27 protein-coding genes, 2 pseudogenes and 1 riboswitch are annotated in these 23,011 nt (G+C 60.4%); of the genes and pseudogenes, 9 read left to right on the plus strand and 20 right to left on the minus strand.

Annotated elements, in window-relative coordinates:
• A partial coding sequence (locus tag EC86_RS0122010; RefSeq protein ID WP_051676266.1) for an IS701 family transposase occupies positions 1–804 on the plus strand: 804 nt, incomplete at its 5' end.
• Between the two features lie 7 nt (positions 805–811).
• Here EC86_RS0122010 and EC86_RS0122015 read toward each other — a convergent pair.
• The 5 genes from EC86_RS0122015 to EC86_RS0122030 form a co-directional block, all read right to left on the minus strand.
• On the minus strand, positions 812–1,798 hold the full coding sequence (locus EC86_RS0122015; protein WP_029528002.1) for an IS1595 family transposase: 987 nt from the start codon (positions 1,796–1,798) through the stop codon (positions 812–814).
• 334 nt (positions 1,799–2,132) lie between these two features.
• Complete coding sequence (locus EC86_RS26510) at positions 2,133–2,969, minus strand: ATP-binding protein (RefSeq protein WP_156955444.1); 837 nt, start codon at positions 2,967–2,969, stop codon at positions 2,133–2,135.
• A 35-nt stretch (positions 2,970–3,004) separates the two neighbouring features.
• Positions 3,005–4,330 carry a histidine kinase dimerization/phospho-acceptor domain-containing protein gene (locus EC86_RS27260; RefSeq protein ID WP_051676268.1) on the minus strand — a complete coding sequence of 442 codons (1,326 nt, stop codon included), beginning with the start codon at positions 4,328–4,330 and terminating at the stop codon, positions 3,005–3,007.
• Positions 4,331–4,497: 167 nt separating this feature from the next.
• Positions 4,498–5,700 (minus strand): HPP family protein, encoded by a 1,203-nt coding sequence (locus tag EC86_RS0122025; protein ID WP_036773919.1) that lies wholly within the window; start codon positions 5,698–5,700, stop codon positions 4,498–4,500.
• A gap of 76 nt (positions 5,701–5,776) precedes the next feature.
• On the minus strand, positions 5,777–6,571 hold the full coding sequence (locus EC86_RS0122030; RefSeq protein ID WP_232230008.1) for an ion channel: 795 nt from the start codon (positions 6,569–6,571) through the stop codon (positions 5,777–5,779).
• On the opposite strand from EC86_RS0122030, the gene EC86_RS0122035 reads away from it, so the two are divergent.
• The gene (locus EC86_RS0122035; RefSeq protein ID WP_029528005.1) at positions 6,570–6,911 is read left to right on the plus strand and encodes a thioredoxin family protein; all 342 of its coding nucleotides are present in this window, start codon (positions 6,570–6,572) and stop codon (positions 6,909–6,911) included. The genes EC86_RS0122030 and EC86_RS0122035 overlap by 2 nt on opposite strands.
• 125 nt (positions 6,912–7,036) lie before the next feature.
• Here EC86_RS0122035 and EC86_RS0122040 read toward each other — a convergent pair whose 3' ends face one another.
• Both EC86_RS0122040 and EC86_RS29095 read right to left on the minus strand, forming a co-directional pair.
• Positions 7,037–7,243 (minus strand): hypothetical protein, encoded by a 207-nt coding sequence (locus EC86_RS0122040; protein WP_156955445.1) that lies wholly within the window; start codon positions 7,241–7,243, stop codon positions 7,037–7,039.
• 321 nt (positions 7,244–7,564) lie between these two features.
• Positions 7,565–7,729: a hypothetical protein gene (locus EC86_RS29095; protein WP_156955446.1), complete on the minus strand. Its 165-nt coding sequence runs from the start codon at positions 7,727–7,729 to the stop codon at positions 7,565–7,567.
• 92 nt (positions 7,730–7,821) lie between these two features.
• On the opposite strand from EC86_RS29095, the gene EC86_RS30500 reads away from it, so the two are divergent.
• A complete protein-coding gene (locus EC86_RS30500) occupies positions 7,822–8,346 on the plus strand; it encodes a hypothetical protein (protein ID WP_156955447.1) in 525 nt (174 codons plus the stop codon).
• A gap of 57 nt (positions 8,347–8,403) precedes the next feature.
• On the opposite strand, the gene EC86_RS30430 is transcribed toward EC86_RS30500, so the two are convergent.
• Complete coding sequence (locus tag EC86_RS30430; protein WP_332258704.1) at positions 8,404–8,514, minus strand: PIN domain-containing protein; 111 nt, start codon at positions 8,512–8,514, stop codon at positions 8,404–8,406.
• A 315-nt stretch (positions 8,515–8,829) separates the two neighbouring features.
• Between EC86_RS30430 and EC86_RS0122060 the strand changes: the two genes are divergently transcribed.
• Together EC86_RS0122060 and EC86_RS0122065 are read left to right on the plus strand one after the other, a co-directional pair.
• On the plus strand, positions 8,830–9,108 hold the full coding sequence (locus tag EC86_RS0122060; RefSeq protein ID WP_029528008.1) for a type II toxin-antitoxin system RelE/ParE family toxin: 279 nt from the start codon (positions 8,830–8,832) through the stop codon (positions 9,106–9,108).
• Between the two features lie 13 nt (positions 9,109–9,121).
• The gene (locus EC86_RS0122065; protein ID WP_029527801.1) at positions 9,122–9,427 is read left to right on the plus strand and encodes a HigA family addiction module antitoxin; all 306 of its coding nucleotides are present in this window, start codon (positions 9,122–9,124) and stop codon (positions 9,425–9,427) included.
• Between the two features lie 64 nt (positions 9,428–9,491).
• Here EC86_RS0122065 and EC86_RS28040 read toward each other — a convergent pair.
• Positions 9,492–9,596: pseudogene (locus EC86_RS28040) on the minus strand (cytochrome c); the annotation flags it as partial.
• A gap of 356 nt (positions 9,597–9,952) precedes the next feature.
• Between EC86_RS28040 and EC86_RS0122075 the strand changes: the two are divergent.
• Complete coding sequence (locus EC86_RS0122075) at positions 9,953–10,183, plus strand: hypothetical protein (RefSeq protein ID WP_029528009.1); 231 nt, start codon at positions 9,953–9,955, stop codon at positions 10,181–10,183.
• 56 nt (positions 10,184–10,239) lie between these two features.
• Here the strand turns inward: EC86_RS0122075 and EC86_RS27265 are convergent, their stop codons facing one another.
• The 4 genes from EC86_RS27265 to EC86_RS0122100 form a co-directional block, all read right to left on the minus strand.
• The gene (locus EC86_RS27265) at positions 10,240–12,972 is read right to left on the minus strand and encodes a PAS domain S-box protein (RefSeq protein WP_198026875.1); all 2,733 of its coding nucleotides are present in this window, start codon (positions 12,970–12,972) and stop codon (positions 10,240–10,242) included.
• Positions 12,973–13,072: 100 nt separating this feature from the next.
• A complete protein-coding gene (locus EC86_RS0122090; RefSeq protein WP_029528011.1) occupies positions 13,073–14,059 on the minus strand; it encodes a nucleotidyl transferase AbiEii/AbiGii toxin family protein in 987 nt (328 codons plus the stop codon).
• Positions 14,056–14,457: a DUF6088 family protein gene (locus tag EC86_RS0122095; protein WP_029528012.1), complete on the minus strand. Its 402-nt coding sequence runs from the start codon at positions 14,455–14,457 to the stop codon at positions 14,056–14,058. The genes EC86_RS0122090 and EC86_RS0122095 overlap by 4 nt, the downstream gene beginning before the upstream one ends.
• Before the next feature lie 250 nt (positions 14,458–14,707).
• Positions 14,708–14,920 (minus strand): hypothetical protein, encoded by a 213-nt coding sequence (locus EC86_RS0122100; RefSeq protein ID WP_198026876.1) that lies wholly within the window; start codon positions 14,918–14,920, stop codon positions 14,708–14,710.
• 237 nt (positions 14,921–15,157) lie between these two features.
• Here EC86_RS0122100 and EC86_RS0122105 point away from each other — a divergent pair, with 237 nt between their 5' ends.
• A complete protein-coding gene (locus EC86_RS0122105) occupies positions 15,158–16,171 on the plus strand; it encodes a tyrosine-type recombinase/integrase (RefSeq protein ID WP_029528014.1) in 1,014 nt (337 codons plus the stop codon).
• 10 nt (positions 16,172–16,181) lie between these two features.
• Complete coding sequence (locus EC86_RS0122110; RefSeq protein WP_084181721.1) at positions 16,182–17,327, plus strand: hypothetical protein; 1,146 nt, start codon at positions 16,182–16,184, stop codon at positions 17,325–17,327.
• 107 nt (positions 17,328–17,434) lie between these two features.
• Here the strand turns inward: EC86_RS0122110 and EC86_RS26525 are convergent, their stop codons facing one another.
• A complete protein-coding gene (locus EC86_RS26525; protein WP_036773924.1) occupies positions 17,435–17,923 on the minus strand; it encodes a tetratricopeptide repeat protein in 489 nt (162 codons plus the stop codon).
• 356 nt (positions 17,924–18,279) lie between these two features.
• Positions 18,280–18,439: riboswitch (FMN riboswitch) on the plus strand.
• Positions 18,440–18,525: 86 nt separating this feature from the next.
• On the opposite strand from EC86_RS26525, the gene EC86_RS0122120 reads away from it, so the two are divergent.
• On the plus strand, positions 18,526–19,023 hold the full coding sequence (locus EC86_RS0122120; protein WP_084181672.1) for a 6,7-dimethyl-8-ribityllumazine synthase: 498 nt from the start codon (positions 18,526–18,528) through the stop codon (positions 19,021–19,023).
• Between the two features lie 45 nt (positions 19,024–19,068).
• Here EC86_RS0122120 and EC86_RS0122125 read toward each other — a convergent pair.
• From EC86_RS0122125 to EC86_RS0122150, 6 genes and pseudogenes are all read right to left on the minus strand, one after another.
• Positions 19,069–19,455, minus strand: a pseudogene (locus EC86_RS0122125) (transketolase C-terminal domain-containing protein); the annotation flags it as partial.
• A gap of 76 nt (positions 19,456–19,531) precedes the next feature.
• Positions 19,532–20,632: an FUSC family protein gene (locus tag EC86_RS0122130; RefSeq protein WP_029528019.1), complete on the minus strand. Its 1,101-nt coding sequence runs from the start codon at positions 20,630–20,632 to the stop codon at positions 19,532–19,534.
• Positions 20,633–20,637: 5 nt separating this feature from the next.
• The gene (locus EC86_RS0122135; protein WP_029528020.1) at positions 20,638–21,513 is read right to left on the minus strand and encodes an SMP-30/gluconolactonase/LRE family protein; all 876 of its coding nucleotides are present in this window, start codon (positions 21,511–21,513) and stop codon (positions 20,638–20,640) included.
• 18 nt (positions 21,514–21,531) lie between these two features.
• Positions 21,532–22,041 carry a VOC family protein gene (locus EC86_RS0122140; RefSeq protein ID WP_029528021.1) on the minus strand — a complete coding sequence of 170 codons (510 nt, stop codon included), beginning with the start codon at positions 22,039–22,041 and terminating at the stop codon, positions 21,532–21,534.
• 17 nt (positions 22,042–22,058) lie between these two features.
• The gene (locus EC86_RS0122145) at positions 22,059–22,418 is read right to left on the minus strand and encodes a DUF4286 family protein (protein WP_029528022.1); all 360 of its coding nucleotides are present in this window, start codon (positions 22,416–22,418) and stop codon (positions 22,059–22,061) included.
• Between the two features lie 8 nt (positions 22,419–22,426).
• A complete protein-coding gene (locus EC86_RS0122150; protein ID WP_029528023.1) occupies positions 22,427–22,951 on the minus strand; it encodes a nuclear transport factor 2 family protein in 525 nt (174 codons plus the stop codon).
• Positions 22,952–23,011: the final 60 nt, after the last annotated feature.

The following is a 23,011-nucleotide window of genomic DNA, read 5'->3' on the forward strand; positions in this document are numbered from 1 at the left end:
CTGATTTTTGACGACACCATCCAGGAAAAGGCGTGGACGGACGAGAGCGATTTGATTTGTTGGCACTACGACCATTGCAGCGGTCGCACGGTCAAAGGAATCAACCTGCTCAACGCGCTGTACCACTGCAACGGCAGGTCAATTCCGGTGGCGTTTGAGTTGGTGCAAAAGCCACTCCAATGCGACATGGCGACGCGCCAGGTCAAGCGCAAAAGCGAGAAGACCAAAAATGAAATGATGCGCCAGATGATCCATGCCTGCTTGCAAAACGCCTTGCAATTTCACTTCGTGCTGATGGACAGTTGGTTCTCCTCCGAGGAGAACTTTGATTTCATCACGAGCCGGGGCAAGCATTTCATAGCGGCACTGAAGGACAATCGGCTGGTGGCGTTGAGCCAGGAGGACTGGAAGAAAAAGCGTTTCGTGCGCGTAGACGAGCTGGAATTTTCAGAGCAAAGCGCCGTGCAAGGCTGGCTCAAGGGGTCTGCCAGAGCAGTCCGTTTGGTCCGCCAAGTCTTTAAAAACCAGGACAACAGCACCGGCACATTGCATCTGGTTTGCAGTGACCTCACTTGCGACTATGACGCCATCACCACGACCTATAAAAAACGGTGGCAAGTGGAGGTGTTTCACAAATCCTCAAAGTCCAATGCAGGCATGGCCAAGTCGCCAACGCAGACGTTGAGAACCCAAAGCAACCACGTCTTCATGGCGATTTATGCCGTCTTCAAACTCGAATCCTTGAGTGTGAAAAGCAAGATAAGCCCCTTTGCTTTACGGTTCAAACCTTGCCTATCCGGTTGATTGCCAATCATGCTGTTGGGTGAATCCACTCACCGCTGTAGAGTGTCTCGTAGGTGGGTGCCGAAGCATGCGCCGCGAGGCCCAGTGCAGAGTTGAACGCGGTCATTGGATAGAAGCGCCGGTTGAAGCGAAACACAAATTCGTTGAGGTAAGCCTGTAAATGCTGCTGACTAACTCCATGATGCGTTCCAAGCAGCCATGTCTTCAGGTTGGAGAATGCAATGTGGATCATCGGCAGGTGGGCATCGACTCTTTCGGGGTCACCGTCAAGCACCAAGGGTTCGTGCGTGTAGCCCAATTTCGCCAAATCATCGTAGCCCCTCCATCCATCGGTGCGCACAACAGCGCCCTGGGCGACATTCTCTTGCACGAATTGCGTGAGTTCCTTGGCTCCACGACCAGGCACGAGGCGCAGCCGCAATCTGCCGACATAGACAACTCTCTTGTGCTTCTTGCTTTTCTCGACAGGCATTCTGGTGCGTACCTCGATGGCCCCAACGATCGTCGCCTTATGGTGGACGCCACGCCCCTCGCCTTTTGTACGACCACCCACAAACGTCTCATCGACTTCGACTGGATGCTGGGAGCCGATCGCATCGCGCTCCGGCCGTACCATACCGGCACGCAGCTTGTGGAGCATCTGAAACGCTGTCTCATAGCGCGACAGTCCAAGCTGGCGCTGAAACTGCAGAGCAGACTGGCCGGGCGTCTGCGTTGCCACGAGGTACGCACCCCAGAACCATATAGACAACGGCGTGTGACTGTCCTTCAGGACGGTGTCTGCCATGAGCGACACGTTGGCTTGGCAGGCACGGCATCTCAAAACGACCGATGTACGCTGGGCAAACCGGTAGGGCTCGCCGCTACTCCCGCACTTCGTGCAGGTAAACCCGTTCGGCCATCGCAGGTGCTCAAGGTACTTTGCACAAGCCGCTTCATCAGGGAATACCCGCTGAAACTCGGGAAGCGTCGTCGGGAAACCGCGAAGGTCCATGCCGGAAATTTAGCATCGGGGCATCGCTTTGGCAATCAACCGGATAGGCAAGGTTCAAACTTCTCATCAATGCCACCCGCAGCGCTTTTGACCAGCTTCAGAAATTTCGAGCTGCTGCGTAAGGTCAGTGAGTCATTGCTAGTGAGGAGGGCAACAGATGAACAACATAAAAATATGCACAGCCCTCTCGTGCTATCGCGTTGCTGCATGCTGCACCTGTTATCACAGGCTTGTCACCCGGCCACACGCTTTGGGCTCGTGCCGCTTTTTCCCGGCAGCGAGCTGAGACCCACGGACGACTTCGTGGCACGCACCCTGCCGTCGAGCACTGCAGTTAGGACGTGCTGGCGCGCGCCTGCCCGTCTTCTCTGTGCTCGGCAGCGCTGACCCGCTCGATGGCTTCGGCCAGCTGCGCGGGCGAGCACGGCTTGGGAACGATCTCAAAGCCCTGGCCGGTGATGGCGTCCAGCTGCTGCGCATAGCCGGACATCAACACCACCTTGAGCTGCGGGTAGGCTGCCCGCACATGCCTGGCCAGGCCCAGGCCGTCCAGGCTGCCGGGCATGACCACATCGCTGAGCAGCACGTCAGGCAAACTCGTTTGCTGCGCCAGCCAGTCCCTGGCGAGCGTGGCACGGTCAAAATGCCGCACCTGGCAGCCCATTGCTTCGAGCGCGGGGATCAAGGCCTGGGCCACCTCGGCGTTGTCCTCGACCAGCACCAGGTCCTTGTCCAGGCGGCCAAGCGCGCGGTGGTGCGCTGTATCCGAGGCGTCAGGCGCGCTGTCAAATGCTGGAAAAAATAGCCTGAACGTCGTGCCCGTTCCCGTCTGGCTTTGCACCGTCACCGCCCCGCCGGCACGCTGGCACAGGCCATAGATCTGGCTCAGACCGAGCCCCGTGCCTTCGCCGACTGGCTTGGTGGTAAAAAACGGCTCAAACACCTTGTTCACAATGTCTGCCGGGATCCCGTGCCCCGTGTCGCTCACCTCAATGACCACCAGGGGGCTTTTGAGGCCAGGGGGCAAGTTTGTGTCCACATTGCGCGCCGCAATGTGCAGCTGGCCGCCCTCGGGCATGGCGTCCTTGGCATTGATGGCCAAGTTGATCAGCGCGAGCTCGAGCTCGGCCGAATCGACGTAAATCGCACGAACGCCCTTTGCCGTGCTCACCGACAGCTGCACCTGCCTGCCCAGCACCGGGCGAATCAGGTCCTCAACGCTGTCAAGCCACTGGGCAAATGCACGTATTCGGGCATGAGCGGCTGGCGGTGCGAGAACGACAGCAGCTGGCGGGTCAGTTTGGTGGCCGCCTGCACGGCACGATCGATGGCCCGCAGCTGCTTGTCCTCGGAATTTCTTTGCTCGACCAATGCCAAGTTGGTGCTGATCACCATGAGCGCATTGTTGAAATCATGCGCCACAGCGCCGGTCAGCCGGCCCAGCGCCTCCATCTTTTGCGCCTGCAGCAGCGCGCCCTCGACCTGCTGGCGGTTGACCATCTCGTGGCTCAGTTGCTCGGCCGTAGCCAAGGTTTCCTTGGTGCGGCGCAGCACCATGCGCGACGCCAGCAACAACCCCATCATGGGCGGTAATCCGAAAACGGCCAGCCTGCCCATCTCGCGCATCCAGTCCTGCACAATCTGCCCAGCCATGATGCTGGTGACGAGGTAGACGGGGTAGTCGCCCACCTTGGCATAACTCATCAATCGATCCTTCTGATCCAGAGGCGACCTCACTTGCCCATCCCCGAACGCCCGGCCCTGGCCAATGCCGATCATGACCGGGCTGTCGCTGGCTAGGCGGGACGGCAGATCCGGCCGCACAGGCCATCGCATCAAAATGGCGCCATCTTCACGCAGCATGGTGAGTCTCATGCCCGCCTCATTGGCCAGTAGATCCTTGGCGAACGCCTCAAAATAGGAGGTCGGCATGCCTACGGAGGTGACACCGGCAAAGCGGCCGTCGGGCCGGTAGCGCCCGCGGCTCATGTTGAAGAAGGGCGCGCCCGTGGCCCGGCCGACGTTGCGTTCGGATAGATGCAGCCCCGCTTGTTTGGCTTGGTGCCATTGGAAGTAGTCACGGTCGCTCACGTTGAGCCCCGGGGGGACGGGGTAGATGCGGTTGTTCACCAAAGGCTGGCCGCTCGCATCCCACAGCCAGATGAAATCAGTTTGCGCTTTACCGCGGGACAAGGCGCTGAGCTGCTGGTGAAGGGCCAGCTGGCGATGGCGCAAAGCGGCCTCGTCGTCATTTCCTTGTGCTGCGACAGCCTGCTCAAGAAGGATTTCGTTGGTCTGAAGCACCTTAAGGGCATGCTCCTGGGCAATGCGCAGCGTGCGGTCAAGGCGCAGCTCGCTTTCCTGACGCATTTGCTGATAGTGATCCGCGCCGTACGCCAGGTAGGCGAGCAGGGGGAAGGCAATGAACAGCACCATCAGGGCGCGCAGCGGGGCCAGCGCGGCGGACAGCGGCCGTTTGGGCTGCAGAACCTCCGCGGGGGTGTGGTTCAAATCTGTGGTGACTGGATCCATGGAGTTGACGGTGCGGGCATCGGTTACATCCCTGTTGGTCAAGGGCTGTTGGTTAAACCTGGCTCGACCGTTGGCCTTCTCAATATACCCTGCTTGTGGCGTAACCCGTCAATCTTTGCCAAAGCCAGCACCGCTGTGCGCCCAGTCGGTCTGAATCTGCACCATGGCTATGCAACAGGATCGACAGCGCGGCCCAATGCCGCCACCAGGTCAGACTGGGTGATCATGCCCACCAGTCGCTCACCTTCGCCAATGATGGGAATATGGTGGTGGCCGGTGCTGCCAAACAGCGGCAGCATCTCCACTAGGCGGCGCTCCATGCTAGCCACCCGCACATTGCGCGTCATGATCTGACCCACCACCTCGGGCTTGTCCGAGTACACGCTGCCGGTCGTGCGCAGGAGCTGGCGCAGCTTGCCGTCAAAGCCTTCATACACATCGAGTTCGGCAGCGCGCATGAAATCGGCCAGCGTGACGATGCCGGCAATCCGAAAGGTGCGGTCCACCACCGGCAATGCCTTGATGCGGCGCTCACGCAGCAGCACCCAGGCCTCCTGTAGCGGCGTGCCAAACTCCACCGTTACCAGGTCACGCGACATGATGTCGGCGCAGCGCACCTCGGCGAGCTTGCGGTCGTAGGCGCGCAGCTGGGTCTGGGCCAGCAAGGCTTTGAGATCATCCCGGCTCACGTCCAGCACCTGGTTGTAGTGCCTGAGCACCGCGTCCAGATCGGCCTCAAACACACGGTCCGATGCACTGGAATGAGCAGTATTGCCCGGGGTCAGTTGCATGTGCGGGTAGGGCCGGCCCGTGGCGTTGTTGTAAAGAATTCCTGCCAGCACCAGAATAATGGAATTGACCAGCACCGGGTAGACGGCGAACATAGGATCGCCAATGCCGCCCAGCACCATCATCAAGGCGGTGGCGCCGCCCGGCGGATGCAGGCAGCGCAGCATCAGCATCAGCGTGATCGCGGTCCCCACCGCCAGGGAGGCGGCCACTTCAGGGGAACCGAGCAGATGCACGCCATGCACGCCAGCGATGCCCACGAGCGCCGACAAGGTGTTGCCGCCCACCACGGCCCAGGGCTGCGCCATCGGCCCGGCCGGCAACGCAAACACCAGCACTGCACTGGCGCCCAGCGGAGCTATCAGCCAGGGTAGGCGATCGAGCACCACCCCACCCATCAGGTGGCACAGCAGGCCGGTCAGAAAAACGCCGATGAGCGCGCCTGCCAGGATTCGCAGTCGTTCGCGGCTGTCGATGCGGGTACGCGCCGGAACGAAGGCACGCCACCAAGCCGGGCTGGCGAGAACCGAGAGCTCGCCGGCACGCGGCGCCAGCGGTGTAGGCAAAGCAGGACGGGTCATGGAAGAATAACGGGTTGTAAGAGGCGCCAGCGAGTCAAGAGAAATGGCTTAAGCAAGGATGTTTGTAGTTAAGGCGCTATTTGTTTGCCTGTACCGTAAACCCGATCAGTCGCGCGACCACGGCGGCCAGGTAGATCAAGCCCACAAACATTTCCACACTGGCCAGCGCACGTGCATGGGCCGTCAGGGGAATCACATCGCCGATACCGGTGCTCGAAAGCAGTGCAAAGCTCAAGTAATTGAGCTGGGTCCAGCTTCTGGGGTCCGCTGGATTGATGGCCGCCGCGAAGGTGCCGGGTTGCAGCGCCTGGGCAAGGACGAAAAGGTGCGTGAACCCCCAGGCCAGCAAGGTAAATGTGGCACCCGCGGCAAACAATTCGTCCGTTGTGGCGTGGCGATCTTCCGTCATATAGGCAATCAAGCTGCCCGCCGCATAAAAGTAGAACAGCGCTTCCAATCCCGATGACCAAGGCAACAGCGCCCGCATGCCAAATGCCATTTGCAATACCAGCAGCACAATGACGGGACCCGCAATGCACGCGCTGATCCAGGCCAGGCCGGGCGTGCGCCTGACCATGCCAGTGGTGATGCCCAGCACAACAATGCCAAAGACATTGAAGCCAATGTGCCCCGCCTCGGTGTTCTCGATAAACGGGTACAGCAGCATGCCCAGCAACTGCACGACCAGCAAGATGGCGCAAGGGTGACGCTTGGGGTGAAAAAGGCGCAAGTAGCTCATGCGTGTGTGACCTGGCAGTTGTTTGCTATTCAATTTAGCATGTGCTCTGCTTGCGCCGAATGAAGTCAGCGCAGATACGAAAGAATTTCCGGCCTTGATGAAACGCTCCTTTTCAGGATATCCCAACGCCATGACATCTGCACTGCCTTATGCTGCTGACGCACCGACCCGGGAAGCGATGGATGCTTTGGTGGGCGCCACCTTGCTGGAATTTGGCACGGACTGGTGCGGCTATTGCCGCGCGGCCGAGCCGGTGGTATCGGCTGCGCTGGCCGGGCATCCCAAGGTGAGGCACCTCAAGGTGGAAGACGGCAGCGGCCGATCTCTGGGCCGATCGTACCGGGTCAAACTGTGGCCGACCTTGATTTTCCTGGACCATGGAAAGGAAGTGGCGCGCTTGGTTCGGCCTGTGGATATAGCCTCTGTGGCGCAGGCGCTCACGCAAATCGATTTCCAGTCCGGTGAGCAGTAACGCCAGTGATGTCACAGACCCGGAGATTACTGAGCAGGCTATCTTGAATTCTTAACGCTGGTTCTCTGATGGAGCGCAAGCACTGTCCAAGCTGGCGTCTGGCTCAAAGCTGCTTTGATCGCCGCCTACCGGGTGAATTCGACGGCTGCCATTTGCACCGGGTCACTTTGCGGACTTCGTTGCCAGTGCTCGTCGGCTGCTTTCTCAACCGCTTGCCGGTCATAACTGCCCTTGGACAGCTGCGCCCAGACAGCGAGGTAAGCCTGACACCAAGCCGTCCGGTCGTCGTTCAACCGCTTTTCATCAAACTCGGGATTCAGTGGTTCAGTCATGGTGCGATACCGCTTTCTGAATTGCCTAAGGGGAATCATTGCTGGTTCGACCCGTATTTTGACATCCTGGGTTCTGGATTGGTGGGAAAGCTGTGCTTTTCCACACACGGATGCTTCAGGTTTGAGGTGTGGTGAGCTCAATACCTGGACTGCTCGGAAATTGTTCAAAAAATCATCAGCACAGCACACGCTGTGGGCAGTATGGCAACGCATTGAGCATGCACTTCTGGTCATGAAGTCAACTCAGCCGAACTCGTCTTTCATCGGGTTGTAGCGCGACGAGCGCATCGATCAGTTCGAGCTGCTCCGGGCGCAGGGCCTTCATGCGCGCTCGTACCGGACTGCCTGGCAGCTAAAGATCAGCCGGCTGGCAATGAGGCGCTTGCCCGTGTTCAGGACGATGCCCGAAGGCAGCTGAATGCTGCGCCTGGCGTTGTAGTCCTGCGTGAGGCGACTGGGTGTTATGGTGATGCCAAGTTTTCTCAAGACCTCGGGCGCCAGAACTTCCAGCGGCGTGGCGGCGATGGGCAGGGCATGCAGGAAATAGCATTGAACCCAAAGTCAGCTACTGCGCGCATTTGAACGCAACGCCAGCGCCGTACGGCTTAAAAGTCCAGGGGCGCCCCATCGTCAAGCTCGTCGTGCCGGTTTGCCAGCTGTGGTTCGGACCGGTCATGCGGTTTTCGCTCGATAGCCTTGCGCTTGCGCGTCACATGGTAGGCGGTGAGCACTTGACTGGCCACCAAATCCAGCGCTGGCCGGGCAATGCCCTCGCGGTCAACCTAGGCCTTGGGTGTGAGGCTGCCGGCCAGCGCCACGGCGTCGCCCTCGCCAAGGGCCAGCAAGGCTTCGCAAGCGGCCGGGCTGAAGGCATCACGTTCACAAACACATCGGCCTCGCCGGCATGGGCGCGCACCTTGGCGACGACGAACGGTTTGCCGGTCTTAGAAATCTTTTGGGTAGGCTGGCCGTGTAGCTTGCCCGAGATCAGCGCTTCGATCATTGTGCAGCGTTCCCAAAGAAAAGATTCAAGTCGCACGGGCATGCCATGCCGCTCGTCCGAGGATAGCCCAAGGCAGCAAACACTGAGCTGCGTGTCGTGACGCCAAGCAGCCGTGCGCCAATCATCCCACCAGATACAGCACCACCCGGTCGCTGATTCACATGGCCACGCCAGAGCCAAAAAAGTCGGCATTCTCTGTCCATACCGGGCAGCCCGGCGTCATCGCGCAGGCCAAAACAGGCCAGTCATCTGCATCGCGCATGGCAATTCGCTCAAGCGCTTAACGCCGCAAACCCGCATGGAGATTCAATTCAAGTAGGTATTTCACTCCAGCGTGACCAACCTTGCGGTGACCGTGATCAGCAAACCGTGTGGTCACCGGCACGTCGGTCGATGCCACCGGTCCAGTGTTGCGCATAAATCAAACCCTCCTGGCGTCTACTTCGATGCCTTTTGCAAGGCGCCCCATCCAGGTCTGGCACATGTTTGCGGCCGCGACTTTACGCACCAGGAAAACATCCGTATGTTTTGCCTGGCACAAAATAACGTTTGACGTTAATAACGTTAGGCGTTATTATTTCTGATGATTCGTTCATTCGTCTGCCCCGACACGCAAGCACTGTTTCAAGGCAAACGTGTCAAGCGCTGGGTGAACATCGAGCGGGCGGCGCTGCGAAAGCTCGAGCAATTGCAGGTGTCGCCGCGGCTCGATGATCTGCGGATACCGCCGGGCAACCGGCTGGAACTGCTCAGGGGCAACCGCGCCGGTCAGCACAGTATCCGCATCAATGACCAGTGGCGCGTTTGCTTTGCTTGGAAAGACGATGCAGCCCATGATGTCGAAATCGTTGACTACCACTGAAAGGAGATTTGACATGCGTGAAGTCCTTCCCGTTCATCCCGGCGAAATGCTGGATGAAGAATTCTTGAAACCCATGGGCCTGAGCAAGTACCGCCTGGCCAAGGAGATTGCCGTGCCTGCCCCGCGCATTGGCGAGATCGTCGCAGGCCATCGGTCCATCACGGCCGATACCGATCTGCGCCTGTGCCGCTTCTTTGGCCTGAGCGATGGCTGGTGGCTGGCGCTGCAGGCGCGCTATGACCTAGCCATGGCGCGCGAGAAGATCGCCGACAAGTTGGCGAACATTCACCGTTTCGAGCCTCAGGCAGAACACGCCTGACACGCCATCGCGGTGATCCAGGCAGGCTGCTCTCGCTGTGAAAAAACCGCATCAGCTTGTGGCTTTCGGCCTTGAACTTGGCCTGCTCGGTCCAGATTTCAGACTTGGCCTTGCTGCGCGGATCATTGTCGGTCCCAGGACCGAAACCGGCCCAGGGCACCCTAGCCATCGCGGCGACCGTACAAATGCCCCATGCCGGGGTAACAGCACAACAGCGATCAAGCCATTTCAAGCGAAATCGCTTTCAAAATTTCCGCGGGGTGGAGCCCCCTGGTAGCTCGCTGGGCGCATAACCCAAAGGTCGTCAGTTCAAATCTTGCCCGCGCAACCAACATAAAAGGCCTCAGCGCGCATCGATGCCGCTGAGGCTTTTTTGTGTGGTTAACACAATCCCTTACACACAGCGTGTCGCCCCTCAATGGCTCAAACGGCTCAGCCTACTTTAGAAATTCAAGCAAACACAAACGTATATTTAACGCATCAACAAAAGTGCTGGACGTAAGCCTTTCAAAGGAAGACACCTAAATGCTTGATTTCTACAAACCGGCCTGGCTCTACGAGAGCTTGCCTTATGGGTACCTAGCCGCAGGGGGCCTAGCCATGGTGAGCCTGGACAGTGGGCTGGCGATGCTCAGTAGCGGGCTGCTGATCGCAGCGGGCATTTATATTGTGATGCTGAGGCACGATTGCCGGCGTAGATTGAACTCTGTGATCAGTCAAAAGGAAAAACATCGCAGACTCAATCGATTGCGTTAGCCGGGACATATTTCAATGCCAATGCTCCGCGCTGGCGTTGCGTTTGCCGAAGATCTTTAACTTTGCGCATCGGATGGCCCGCCCTTGAGGCCCTTGCCGTTTAGGCCTACGAGACTGTCCTCGCCCGTTCGCTTGAAGTCGGTGATGTCGGTGGCAAGCGCATAAAACCCGATGACCAGGCCCTCGTCCTGACCTTCGCCATACCGGGGAAGGTAGCTGACCAGGAAGTCGCGCCTATTGCCATGGGCGGTAAGCTGGCTGCACTGGTAAACGGCCGGGTAGCCGCGCAGCACCTCTTCGACGTGAGGCCGGGCCACTTCAAAGAAGTCTTTGCCCATCACTTCGAGCAGGGTCTTGCCAATGATCTGCTCCGGGGCCAGTCCGAACACCTCCTGGTAAGCGCGGTTGTGAAAACCGATGCGCTGGTCTGCCGTGACATAGGCAATGAGCGCCTGCACCGTGTCGGTGATGTCCCGCAGTTGCTGCTCGCTGGCGTGCAGCGCAGCGCTGATCCGCCGTATCTCGGTCATGTCCCGGCCGGTGCCGCGGTAGCCGGTAAAGCGCCCCAGTGCGTCGTACTTTGGCACGCCGCTGATACTCTCATGCCTGATCTGGCCTTGGTGGTCGAGCACTGTCATCTCAAAGTCGCAAAAGGTTTGATGACTTTGGAGTTGCGCCTGGTGCCTGGCCCAGACTTTGTCATCCATGGCGCAGTGGTCCAGCTCCCAACGGGTCATGCCCAGAACATTTTGGCGGCCAAACTTCACCGTATGGCTGTCGTCGCCTGAGACTTGCTCGAAGCGAAAGTGCTCATCTTGCTCCCAGAACCAGTCGGATGACAGTTGCGTGAGCGCGCGGAACCGCTCTTCGCTCTCGCGCAGCGTCTGCTCGACCTTCTTGCGCGCGGTGATGTCCTGAATCTGGGTAATGAAGTGCAGCGGCTTTCGGTCCGCATCGCGCACCAGCGAGCAGGTGAGGTCGCCCCACACCATGTGGCCTGCTTTATGAACGTAGCGTTTTTCGCCTTGGTATGCTTCCATTTCGCCGGCCAGGGCGCGCGTGCGCTGCCCCAAGTCCCAGGCCACATCCTGGGCGTAGGTGATGTCGTCGATGGTTCGCGACATCATTTCCGCCTGCGAGTAGCCGAGCATCTTGCACAGCGCGCTGTTCACGCGCAGGCGCCGCCCATCGGGCGCCACCAGGGACATGCCCAGGGCGGAGTGCTCGAAAGCGCTGCTGAACTGATCAAAGGTTGCCCCCAGGCCCACACGCGCGTGCAGGGGAGCGCGCGCATCGAGCGCATTGGCAGCGGCCGCGCCGAAGGCTTGGGCCGCGCTGGTGCTGGTGAGTGCCTGAGGACTGCCCAGCGTGAAGTAAAAAGTAGTCCCCTCATCCACGGCGGATTCAGCCCAGACGCTGCCGCCGTGGCGGGAAATGATTCGGTTGACGGTGGCCAGCCCGATGCCGCTTCCCGGGAAGTCCTGCACTGCATGGAGCCGCTCGAACGTGCCAAAGAGCTTGTGCGCAAAGGCCATGTCAAAACCGGCGCCGTTGTCCTGGACGGCATACACCGCTTGCCCGTCATTGCCTTGCTTCACCTGGCCCATGCGAATGTGCGCCACAGGGCGTTTGGCGGTGAACTTCCATGCATTGCCCAGGAGGTTTTCCAGCACCTGACGCACCAAAGCCGCATCGCCCGTGGCCACCAAGCCGGGCTCGACCACCAGGCTGAGCACGCGCTCGGGCGCCATCTCGGCGAGCCGCTGCATCACCTTGGACGCCTCCATGCTGAGGTCGACCGCCTCCCACTTCAAACTGGCCCGGGACAAGCGCGCGAGCAGCAGCAGCCCATCGGTGAGCTCGCCCATGCGGCTGACCCCTGCGCGTATGCGGCCGAGGTAGTGGCTGGCCTTGCCGCTTGGCTCCATCAAAACAATCGACTTTTGCAGCAGCGCACAAAACCCTTCAATCGAAATCAAAGGAGAGCGAAGGTCGTGGGCGACGGAATACGAAAACGCCTCGAGCTCCTGGTTGGCGTTTTGCAGCTGAGCCGTTCTGCGTGCCACGCGCTGCTCGAGCTCAACATTGAGCCTGACGATTTCCAGCTCGGCATTTTTACGCTCGGTGATGTCGCCAAACGAGGTGACCAGCCAGGCCAGCGCGCCGCTGTCGTCGAACAAAGGCTGAACATTGACCAACGTCCACAGCACACTGCCATCGGGTTTTTTATGGCGCACGATCTGGTTCGACTGCGCCTGGCCGGTGGCCTTGGCCACCTCGCTGGGCAGCTCGTGGGGCAGCATGGGCGTGCCGTCTTCCCTTGACATGGGCCAGTCGGGCGCCAGGGCAATGGCGCCTTTCAATTGGGCCAAAGACCGGCCAAAGATACGTTCAGCGCCCGCATTGCAGTCCAGTACCCAGCCATCCGCATCGTGCAGCACCACGCCCTCGGCCAGCGCATTGGCAAGCGAGCCAATGCCTAGATCGCTCAGGCGCAGCGTCTGGTGGGCCTGCTCGGGCTCAGGGCCGCCTATCCCCGCAGGCTCGCTTGACCCCCCGGTCCTGGACATGACCTCTTGCGCAGCCCCTTCAGGCGCTGCGCTTGAGCCGTGCGGATCGGGCGTCTGCCAGGCCCCGCCAGCATGAAGCGGTTTGAGGCTGCGCAGCTTTCTGACCTCGTCCTGGGACGCGAGCAGCAGGCGTTTATGCTGCTCGAGCTCGCTCTTGAGCATGTCTGTCAGGCGCGTCAACTGCACGACTTGCTGCTCAACGATTCGGTCTTGCTCCATCATGCGGGCCTGGTGACTTTCTGGGGCTCTGGTCGGGTTGAATTACGCGAACTGCTGGGCCATGCCGATCTGGCGATACTGCTGCAGTGAAAGAACACCATCATGCTTTGATCGATGGTTGATCCAGCGTTGCCAGTAGCGCCAATGCTACCCATTCAAAGCCCGCGAAGGCTTCGGCAAAATCCGGTTTGAGGTGGCCGTAGATGAGCGGGAGCAGATGGCCGGTGTACTCGTCCTGAATCTGCGGGTTGGCGCCGGCCTGCCTGAGCGCGCCGTAGAGCACCGGCAGCGCGGCAGTTGCAAAGTCAGGGAACTGCCCGCCAAATTCCTTCTGGTCGCCAGCGACCAGTGCCGCAAACGCCTGGGAGGCCGTGACGACGATGTCCGGATGGTGGACATGAGCGCAATGGACGTCATAGATGTGCCGCACCAGGGCGGTATCCCAATCGTGCGGCAAGAGGCGGGCCCGATGCTGGGCGTAGCGGCGCAGGAAGGACAAGATTTTTTCCGCCACCGTTTCAGCCACGGCCACAGTGGCAACGGCGAAGGTGTGGTCCTGACGGCCTGCCAGCTGGTCGGCCAGGCTACCAATCCAGCACAGCTCGGTACTAAGCACCGGAGCGCGGACGGGCAGTTCAATTTGAAGGTGTGGTCGCAGCCCGGCGACGGAGGCGTAGTGACGGGCATACGTCCATTCGCTGCAGAAGTAACGGTTTTCGTTGAGCGCGCGCGCCTGGCTTGTGTCCTCGACCAAGCCAATGCCGGCCAGCGTTTGCGAAACGATGCTTTTGAGCCCAGACAGGCGTTTGCGCAGCTGCGCTCGGGACAGCTGCGGCGTCTGTGCGTCCAGCACTATTTTCAGGTCGGCGTCTTCGGACATGCGCTCGATCAAGCCGTGTGCCTTGGACAGGCTGGTGCCGCCGCAAAACGCGAAATGCATGCCGTCCAGCCGCAGCGCGAACAAGGCCCGCAGCGCATCGGTCAGGTGTTCGTCCTTTTCCAGCAGGCCGGCGGTGATGCTGCCGAGCGCAGATTGCGCGACGAGCGCGTCGATTACTTCGAGCTGCTCAGGGCGCAAGGCCCTCATGCGCGCTCGTACTGGACCGCCTGGCCGTTGAAGCTCAGCCGGCGGGCGATGCGGCGCTTGCCCGTGTTCAGGACGATGCCCGAAGGCAGTTGGGTGCTGCGCCCGGCGTTGTAGTCCTGGGTCAAGCGGCTGGGCATCACGGCGATGCCGAGTTTTTTCAAGACCTCGGGCGCCAGGACTTCGAGCGGTCGGGCCGGGATGGGCTGGCCGGAGAGCACGCTGGGCTTGGCTTTGGCATAAACGCCCAGGCCGAGCCGGACCAGGACGCCACCCTGCGTGAGCTGGCGCAAGGCGCGGCCGACCTGCGCCGGGCTGCCAAAGCGTTCGAACTCGGCGCGCAGGAACACACCTTCTGCCTGGTTGGCGACAGAGCGTTTGATGCGTTCGAGAATATTCATGGCGTGCCTGAGAGAGCGAATTCCTCTCATTTTACCTATGTTTAAAATGAAAGTTAAGTTGTTGCTATTAAAAGAAAAATAGGTGCTGATGACGATCATCGGGTCTGAAAATCGAGGGCGCTTGCCTTGATTGGCCAACCGCTCTTGCCTTGCCGCTTTGGAAAAGGATAGGCAGGGCACGCAGGAAATGGCGAGGATTCCAAAGACTAACTGCCGCACACGGTTGAACGCAACGCCAGTACCGTGTCGCTCAGAAGTCCAGCGGGCTCCCATCGTCAAGCTCATTGCGCTGGCTTGCCTGCCAGGGTTCGGACGGGTCAGGCAAGTTGCGCTCAAGGGCCTTGCGCTTGCGCGTCACATGGTAGGCGGTGAGCACCTGGCTGGCGACCAGGTCCAGCGCATGCCGGGTCGTTCCCTCGCGGTCCGTCAACGCCTTGGAAGTCAAACTACCGGACAGCGCCACGGCGTCGCCGTCCCCAGGGCCATGATGTGTTGTTAAATATTAATTAATTGCATTTACAACAAGCCTCATCCTCCAATACCCTTGAACGACCTCCCCCTTCCCCGCCCCGCCTTGAGGGGAGCTAAGGGGGAATGAGGAAGATTGAAGTCAGGCTTCTTTGTTTGGCATGGGGCGGGAGGGGGTATGATTTGTTGGGTGGGTTTGTTGTAAATGCAATTTAGATCGGAGAGTTGTTCGATGAGTGACGTGCCTGTTTCGGAACCGGACGCATTCTTTGCGTCCTGGCGGGCTGCCCGGTTGGCCCGCACCGACCTCAAGCCCATGGGCGCGGCCGGTTTGATGCAGGCTTCGCTGGTCTGGCGCCACTGGCTGGCGTTTTGCACCGTGCACAGCGTGGCCTGGGACGCGGCGCGCAGCCTTGATGTCGCCCGGTTCTGTCAAAGCATCGGCCCGCGCTCATCCTTGAAGAAAACCTCGCCCGTCACGCGGCGGCGCTACTGGCGCGTGCTGCGCGACCTGTACGACCATGCGCTGGTCGGTGGCCTGGTGGCTGTCAACCCGGCAGAGGGCGCCCAGCCGCCGGCCACCGAACGCGTGCCATCGCTGGCGCTGCCTCTTCCCATGTGGACCGCCCTGCACGAAGGCTTGTATGAACACTTTCCCGGCGGCGACGACTTCAAGGCCCGGCGCAACCGCCTGGCGCTGCTGCTCATGATGCGCGCCGCGCTCACCGTGCGCGAGATCATTGGCTTGACGCTGGCCAGTGCCCAGCCCTGCGCGGACTCGGTTGAAAGCACCGGCGGGCCCGGCCCGCTGTACCTCCTGCGTGTGCGCAAGGCGGGTGGCGGGCACGAACGGGAATTGCTGCTCGATCTGCCCACCAGCCGGGCGCTGCATGCCTGGCTCGAGGTCCGCCCGGTCGGCCTTCCCGACTTGCATCCGGGCAGCCGCCTGGTCGTGGGCGACCGCATCGGCCGGGCCATCGCGCCCAACGGGCTGTACAACATCTGCCAGGCGCACCTGGCGCGCTGCCTGAAGGCCAAAGGCTTGCTGCCCGAGCAGGCGCCCCACACCGTCCTCGATCCGGGCCTTCTAGCCCACATGGGGCCCAACACGCTGCGCAACACCTGCATCGCCGCGTGGTTTAACGCCGGCGTGCCGTTGCAAGAAATCCAGCGCCGCTGCGGCTTCAAGGACGCCAGCGTCATGAGCCGCCTGGGCGCGCACCTTGTCAGTCCTTTTCCGCTTTGAAAGCAGCATGATGAGGCCTCCACCGGGAACCCCCAAGAGCCAGGACGCGGCGCTTGAGCAGCTGTGGCGCCAGGTGTGCGCCTCGCGCGGGACGCCCTCGCCTGATCCGGCGCAGCTCGCCGGTTTCACACAAGGGCTGGGCCCGCTTGAGCGCGAAAGACTCGAAAGCGTTTTGTCGCTGGCGGCGCGGGGCCGGGAGCAGCCCGGCGAGCTGGGCGTGCTCAGCTGGGCCGCAGCCTGCACGCGCCCTGCCCTGTTGGAGCGGCTGGCCGCCCACAGCCTGGCCTTCACCAGTGCCGGATTGTTTGCCTGCGGCCTGGCGCTGCGGCAAGAAGGCTGGGACATGCAGCAGCGTCTCGCGCAGCTGCAAAGCAACCCCGGCGACGTGGACACGCTGCGCGCCTGGCTGCCAGTGGAGCCTGCGGGGAAGCCCCAAGCGCTCTCTCAGGAGGAGGCTGCGCCCGGGCGCCCTGAAGAGGCCGTCGCGGAGGAAGTCTATTTCCCCTGGCCCGAGGATGATGACGACAATGGCTTGCCCGATGGCCAAGCGCCCGGCGGAGATAGGGACCCCATGGACGACATGCTGGCCGCGGCCGCGTCAAACATGCCAGCAGCCCTACCCGTGCTGCCCACACGCTTTGCGCGCCAGCGGCCTGATTCGCTCCCCGGCGCGGCCAGCGCCGCAGGCGCCCCGCACGAGCCCCGCATGCGCCTGCGCCTGTTTTGCAAGTCGGCCGCGCACACGCTGGAGGTCACCTCCCACCGCCGGGGTGGCGATTTTCTGGGCGTGCACGTGGTCAGCATCGACTCGGCCCATGCCCTGGGCAGCGGCGGGGGCTACGCCTGGGAGCGCAAACTGGTGATCCAGCTCACGCCCGAGGAAATGCCCGCCGTCATCGCCACCTTGATGGGCCTGACGCCCTCGGTACGCTTTGGCCACCACGGCGCGAACCGAGACAAATTCGTCGAGGTGCGCCGCCAGGACGGCGGGCTGGTGATGGTCACGGGTGAAAAGGCGCTCAGCTATTCCGTGCCCGTGCCCACGGCTAGCGTTTACTACGTGCTGGACCTGTTTTGCCGGGCCATGGCGATGGATACGCTCGGGCGCAGCGTGCCGGATGTTCTCATGCTCGTCAAAAGCGCGCACAGCTTTTGACAACCATCGGTCCAGGCAAAACCTTGATTCCCGGCCATAACGCAGCACCACCATTCCAAAGCGATGTCTACTGACGCCGACCCCGCACCCGCACGCTTGCTGCACCGTCAGGCATTTGGGCATCCGGCCCAAGTTTCGAGCGCCTTACGAACCAGTGCATCCAGTCTGACATCCCGCTGTAACTGAGTTAAATCCGCCAGGAAAGCGCCCGAACAAAGTTTTGATATTCGGATCAAGTTCGTAGGGAACAAGGCTGCAGCAATGCGTGTGCGCTCGCGCTGGAGGAGTTGGTGTCGACCCCGTTCGACGCAAGTGTACGGGCTCACCCACGCGGCCTCGAACAGCGTCAGATCGATCAGACCACACCGCGCCTGGCTGCCGCCAAAGCGCTGGGCCATGTTGCGCACGCGACGCTGCAGTTGCACCGTGCGCATGGGACGGCCCTGGGCAAAAGCGCCGATGGACTCACTCAGCGGCGCGCCCACCTCGCGGGTGAATATGGCGTTGTCACCCATGCCAGCCATGGTGCGCAGCTGGGCTGCCTCGAGCGCTCGCATCGTCTCGTCCTGCCGGTCATCGCTGACGAAGGCCATCATCGCGTGCGCATCATTGAAGGCGTTGTGTCCGCTGGCAGCGCTTGGCCGCCATCGAAATGCTGCCTCTGATACTCCCAACATACACGTGTGAGATAGCATCTTGTTGGCCTGCATCGTTTTTAATCATGGCAGGTATATTCCCCGCCGCTTGCGGCGTTCCCTCGCAAGGCGAACGTCAGTGAGCCGTATGGTATCCCTGGTGTTTGATACCCCGTCCCTTGGGGCGGGGTTCTTCATTTGAGCAAGAGACGAGAAGTTCTATCGTTTCACGCTCTATTCGTGCGGCCTATTCATCAACTTGATTTTTCTGGCGTCTCACACCCCTTAAAATATCCAAGCCGGACCTCCAAGCCCGGCAGCGTTCTCAGGGCGGGGTGAAATTCCCCACCGGCGGTATCTGTGCTTTTACACAGGAGCCCGCGAGCGCCTGGCAACTCGCCTCAGCGAGTTTCAGGGTCAGCAGACCTGGTTCAATTCCAGGGCCGACGGTCACAGTCCGGATGAAAGAGATCGCGACAGTTTCGACAGCTTGCCTGCAGGCAGGCTGCCAGCTTTTCGCGTGCGTGCCCTGATTGGTGTTTTAGACCTTCACATGGTTTTTCATGAATCAGACTTCAAACCCTTTCGCCGCCTTGGCAAACTCGACCCGCATCGCAGTAGTGTGCGCCTCCTGGCACCAGGACATCGTTGAGCAGGCACGCCTAGCGCTGTCCGACGAGTTGCGCAGCATGGGCTGGCCTGCCGAGTCACTGGACTTTTTTGAGCTTCCGGGCGCCTTTGAAATTCCCCTGCATGCGCTCAGGCTGGCCCGGTCAGGGCGCTACCAGGCGGTGATCGCCTGCGGCCTGGTGGTGGACGGCGGCATCTATCGCCATGAGTTTGTCGCCTCGGCCGTGATTGACGGCCTGATGCGGGTCCAGCTGGACACGGGCGTGCCGGTGTTTTCAGCGGTGCTGACGCCGCACCACTTCCACGAACACGAGGAACATCGCCGCTACTTTGCCGCGCACTTTGTCCACAAAGGGCGGGAAGTGGCGCAGGCTTGTGCCAGGACCCTGCTGGCGCTGGCGGACACCGAGCGCCGGCTGGCCCTACCGTAAAGAAGGAAGGAGAAGCAAGGTGGCGGCCACCACGGCCGCCGTGCCTCAAAGCCAGCTTTTGACCGACGCCACCACGGCCGTGGTGGAAATGCCGTAGCGGTCGTGCAGCGTGGGCAGCGCGCCCGCATCCAAAAACGCATCGGGCAGCGCAATCTGCCGGAAGGCGGGATGGATGCCGGCACGCATCAACGCGGTCGCCACCGCTTCGCCAAGACCGCCGATGGTCGAGTGGTTCTCGGCCACCACCACCAGGCGGCCGGGCCGGGCGGCTTCGCGCAGGATGGTTTCGGTGTCCAGCGGCTTGAGGGTGGGCACATGCAGCACGGCGACATCGACCTGGTCCTGCTGCAGCGCCTGGGCGGCTTCCAGCGCCCGCATGGTCATGATGCCGCTGGAAATGAACAGCACATCGCGGCCGTCCCGGATCATCTTGGTCCCGTTGGCGACGCCAGCGCCAAGCCCGGGCCATGCGCTGCCATCACCATGCATGAAGCGCAGAATACCCAAGTTAAGTGCGGTTGTAGTACGAAGGCAATAGGCGTCGAAGCTGACGGCCCACTCGTTCGCGAAAGCGCGGGCTATGCAGGCATACGCCGCCAATCAACCCTACCACCGAACCCAGTACGGTATCCAGAAGGCGCGCCTGCAGCAACGCATCCGGGGTTCCCTGCCCGAGATCGCCCCCCTCGGCGAGAAAGATGGTCATCGGGGTAATAAATATGACGGCAAGCGCATAGTGGCGCACCACCAATATCTCGATCATGAAGGCCAGCACCATCATCATCAGCGAAACACGCCATTTATCCAGAGGTAGCGTCAACAGTCCCCAAGAAAGAACAAGACCGATGCCGGTTCCCACAATGCGGTGGACCTGCTTGTTCCACACCGCCCGCAAGGACGCGCCCTGCATCACCGCCAGACAACTCACCGGCACCCAGTAGGCGCGTTCCATTTGCATGACCTGTGCAACAGCCAATGAAATGCCCACAAACAAGCCGATCACGACCGAATCAAAGATCACGAACTCGAAAGTCGCAGGAGGCATCGGGCTGACAGGCAGCGGTGCCTGCTTGGGCAAGAAATATAGGCTGTAGAAAAATGCGATCAGGCAGGCCTGCAGACAGCCCATGGTGAGCAGTCCAACGAACAAGGGTACCTGCACGCCATCGATAGGTGCGTAAGCGCCAATCGCGGCAGCCATGATAAAAAACAGGCTCCCCGGCGGCCCCAATGCGTAGAACCGGCACACCATCGTGACCAGAATAGCAATGAAACTCAGCACCGGCACCAGCAGCAGCTGCGGAAAGTAATGACTCATCAGCCCCAGTGTGTAGCAGGCACATAAACCAAAAGCGCACGCCATCAGAGACACCATACGGTGCGACAAGGACGTGTTGGGCGCATAAAGGAACACCACCCCACCCAGTGAAGCGGCGAGACCGTAATTCATTTGGTCAAAATAAGCTCCTACCAGCAAGGGCAGACCTGAAGCCAGAGCTGCACAAGCAGGCATTTGCCAGCGACGGTCACTGGTGTTGAACGTTGCCAAATAGCGCAGCTCTGCTCGCACCAGTAATTGAAATTTACGCCATGCCAGCCAACTCGGCATTGAGTTCAGCCACCAAAGCGGGGTTCTGGCAGGCCCTTCACGCCGAGGCCATGGATCGCGAAGAGACTCCCGCGCAACACGCCGTCACCCGGTAAATGGGGCATGGGAGGCTTGGTCATGGACGTCACGTACAGAATGTCCAACTCAGGTCCGCCAAAGCTGACGCTCGTGACCTTCTTGACCGGCATCTCGATGACGCGGTCCAGGCTGCCGTCGGGCGCGTAGCGGCACAGCTTGCCCGCGAAGACCTGGGCGTTCCACAGAAATCCTTCGGCGTCCACGGTCGATCCGTCGGTCGCAATCCCGGGCGTGATGCCAGCCTTCGTGAAGGTGCGCCGGTTGGCGATGTTTCCTGTCTCGAGGTCGTAATCGTATGCCCAGATTTCACCGGAGAAGGTGTCCGAGAAATAGAACGTCGATCCGTCAGGACTCCAGCACGGCCCGTTGGAGATCGCGAATCCTGCGTCGAGCTGGTGCACCGACAAGTCGGGGTCGAGTCGAAACAGTGCGCCGTCCGCACCACCCTCTCGGGTGTCCATGCTGCCAACGATGAAGCGCCCCCGCGCATCTACCTTACCATCGTTCAAGCGGGTGTGGGGCTTATCGGGTTCAGGGTTGACGATCAGCTGCGTGTCGCCCGTATTGAAGTCCAGAAAGTGAAAACCCGATGCAAGGGCGACGACTGCGCCACCCTCGCGGCGCAGAGCCAGTGAGCCTATTGCCTCGGGCAGGTCCCACGCACGCAGCTCGCGTCCGTCAGCGGTGCAGCGAAAGACGCGGCAGCCCTCCACGTCTATCCAGTACAAGCGCTGCTCCTGCACATCCCATACTGGGCCTTCACCTATGGTCGGCTTTACATCCAACAAAACATCGATCTGCATACTGTCTCCTCGATTTTTTTATTGCGTCGGACCGGTTGATGGCTTGGGCGGCTCGGTCATGGTGATGAACACACCATTGGGGTCTTTAAAACTGAACCAGGTCATGGTGAAATTCTTGCCGGGCTCGCGGATCACAATGTCCTTGGGTGCGCAGACGATTTCCACACCCTCATAAGCCCGCACCTTGTCGTAGGCTTCTTGCGCATTTATGACCAGCATGGCCAGGCGGGTGATCCCAATATGGTTCATCATGCTGTAGGGGTTCTCGTCCACCGCCGTTGTGGGGTTGGTGAACTCCACCAGATTTATTTCAGTAGCTTGGCCATGCTGTGCGCCCACGGTCATGACGTGGTGCGCATAGAGACCAATCTCTTCTTGTTCAAAGCCCAGCAGCTTGCCGTCCGCCTTGTCGGTTCTGGTCTCAAAAGTGGAAACAAAGCCGAGCACGTCGCGGTAAAACTTGAGTGCCTGATCCAGGTCCGGCACAGTAATGCAGACATGCAGGAGCTTTTTAACTAATGCGTTCATATGGGTTCCTTGTTTATTTATTGCACATTCCATGCATTTGTGAGCTGGTAGAGCGAGGCCCACTTCAACTCGTAGCCGTTATCGCCCCAGGTCTTGACTTTGTCGTCGCCCGCTTCCGCGCGTGCCGGGCTATTCATCCACTCATCGAATTTTTCCTGACTCTCGAACTCATAGATGGTCAGGTAATTGGGGCAAGTCTGTGTGGTAGTGCCAACGTGGTAGTCGTGATCGGCTATTTTGAAGCGGGTCACTTTATTGACGCAGTTGCCTTGCAACAGCATGGGCACATGGATGTCGTCGTACCAGCTGTTGAATTTGACTTCGTCTTCGGCCCTGCATTGAATGCCCACAGTCCAAATGACGGTTTCTTTTTTCATTTGAATGCTCACTTCTTGCCAATGGCCAGGAAATATTTGACCTTTCCTGCCTCGCGGTGGCTGCGCAGCGTGTGGGTGGTCATCACCGGGCGCTGTTCATAAGCGGGTTCAGGAACCAGCGGGTTGCCGGTCCAAGAGATCAGTCTGCAAACCCGGCTGCTAATGCGCCAGCCTTTGTCCGTGCGGACCAGTTCATCGTCGTACCAGCCACGACCTACCCAGTCCGGCCCGCCTACCGCCGAATCGCGCGAGAGCAGCCAGTCCCCATAGGTCAAGGCATTGGCCTTGTCGCCATCCACGTGCACACAAGACCCCGTCATGGTGTGCATATGGTTGGTCAGCGTCTCGTGAAAGTCCTTGAAAGCAAACTTGAGCGCAGCCACAGACTTCCATACTGCACCTGCCGGCCCGAAGTCCGCATGGGCATCCACGGTAAAGATGTCGTCCAGCAAGTCCCAGGCATGGCTATCGAGCGCGACACCATACAGATTGATAGTGTCGATAATTTGGGATCTGTCTTCTTGAACACTCATTGCTTACTCTCCTGTCCTGTTGAAATAAAAAACCAAGCGCGCAAGATTTGCAGTTTCGAT

The organism is Polaromonas glacialis (assembly GCF_000709345.1).
GTDB classification, from domain to species: Bacteria; Pseudomonadota; Gammaproteobacteria; order Burkholderiales; family Burkholderiaceae_C; genus Polaromonas; species Polaromonas glacialis.

Bases quoted from the DNA above. Each gene is read 5' to 3' on its own strand.
- EC86_RS27260 (WP_051676268.1), bottom strand. From the start codon at position 4,330: ATGGATCCAGTCACCACAGATTTGAACCACACCCCCGCGGAGGTTCTG.
- EC86_RS0122030 (WP_232230008.1), bottom strand. From the start codon at position 6,571: ATGGCGTTGGGATATCCTGAAAAGGAGCGTTTCATCAAGGCCGGAAAT.
- EC86_RS0122015 (WP_029528002.1), bottom strand. From the start codon at position 1,798: ATGGACCTTCGCGGTTTCCCGACGACGCTTCCCGAGTTTCAGCGGGTA.
- EC86_RS0122135 (WP_029528020.1), bottom strand. From the start codon at position 21,513: ATGCAGATCGATGTTTTGTTGGATGTAAAGCCGACCATAGGTGAAGGC.
- EC86_RS0122025 (WP_036773919.1), bottom strand. From the start codon at position 5,700: ATGACCCGTCCTGCTTTGCCTACACCGCTGGCGCCGCGTGCCGGCGAG.
- EC86_RS0122075 (WP_029528009.1), top strand. From the start codon at position 9,953: ATGCTTGATTTCTACAAACCGGCCTGGCTCTACGAGAGCTTGCCTTAT.
- EC86_RS0122035 (WP_029528005.1), top strand. From the start codon at position 6,570: ATGACATCTGCACTGCCTTATGCTGCTGACGCACCGACCCGGGAAGCG.
- EC86_RS0122090 (WP_029528011.1), bottom strand. From the start codon at position 14,059: ATGAGGGCCTTGCGCCCTGAGCAGCTCGAAGTAATCGACGCGCTCGTC.
- EC86_RS0122065 (WP_029527801.1), top strand. From the start codon at position 9,122: ATGCGTGAAGTCCTTCCCGTTCATCCCGGCGAAATGCTGGATGAAGAA.
- EC86_RS0122140 (WP_029528021.1), bottom strand. From the start codon at position 22,041: ATGAACGCATTAGTTAAAAAGCTCCTGCATGTCTGCATTACTGTGCCG.
- EC86_RS0122130 (WP_029528019.1), bottom strand. From the start codon at position 20,632: ATGCCGAGTTGGCTGGCATGGCGTAAATTTCAATTACTGGTGCGAGCA.
- EC86_RS26525 (WP_036773924.1), bottom strand. From the start codon at position 17,923: ATGATGGCCTTCGTCAGCGATGACCGGCAGGACGAGACGATGCGAGCG.
- EC86_RS0122105 (WP_029528014.1), top strand. From the start codon at position 15,158: ATGAGTGACGTGCCTGTTTCGGAACCGGACGCATTCTTTGCGTCCTGG.
- EC86_RS0122110 (WP_084181721.1), top strand. From the start codon at position 16,182: ATGAGGCCTCCACCGGGAACCCCCAAGAGCCAGGACGCGGCGCTTGAG.
- EC86_RS0122145 (WP_029528022.1), bottom strand. From the start codon at position 22,418: ATGAAAAAAGAAACCGTCATTTGGACTGTGGGCATTCAATGCAGGGCC.
- EC86_RS0122040 (WP_156955445.1), bottom strand. From the start codon at position 7,243: ATGACTGAACCACTGAATCCCGAGTTTGATGAAAAGCGGTTGAACGAC.
- EC86_RS27265 (WP_198026875.1), bottom strand. From the start codon at position 12,972: ATGGAGCAAGACCGAATCGTTGAGCAGCAAGTCGTGCAGTTGACGCGC.
- EC86_RS0122060 (WP_029528008.1), top strand. From the start codon at position 8,830: ATGATTCGTTCATTCGTCTGCCCCGACACGCAAGCACTGTTTCAAGGC.
- EC86_RS0122095 (WP_029528012.1), bottom strand. From the start codon at position 14,457: ATGAATATTCTCGAACGCATCAAACGCTCTGTCGCCAACCAGGCAGAA.
- EC86_RS0122120 (WP_084181672.1), top strand. From the start codon at position 18,526: ATGAATCAGACTTCAAACCCTTTCGCCGCCTTGGCAAACTCGACCCGC.
- EC86_RS0122150 (WP_029528023.1), bottom strand. From the start codon at position 22,951: ATGAGTGTTCAAGAAGACAGATCCCAAATTATCGACACTATCAATCTG.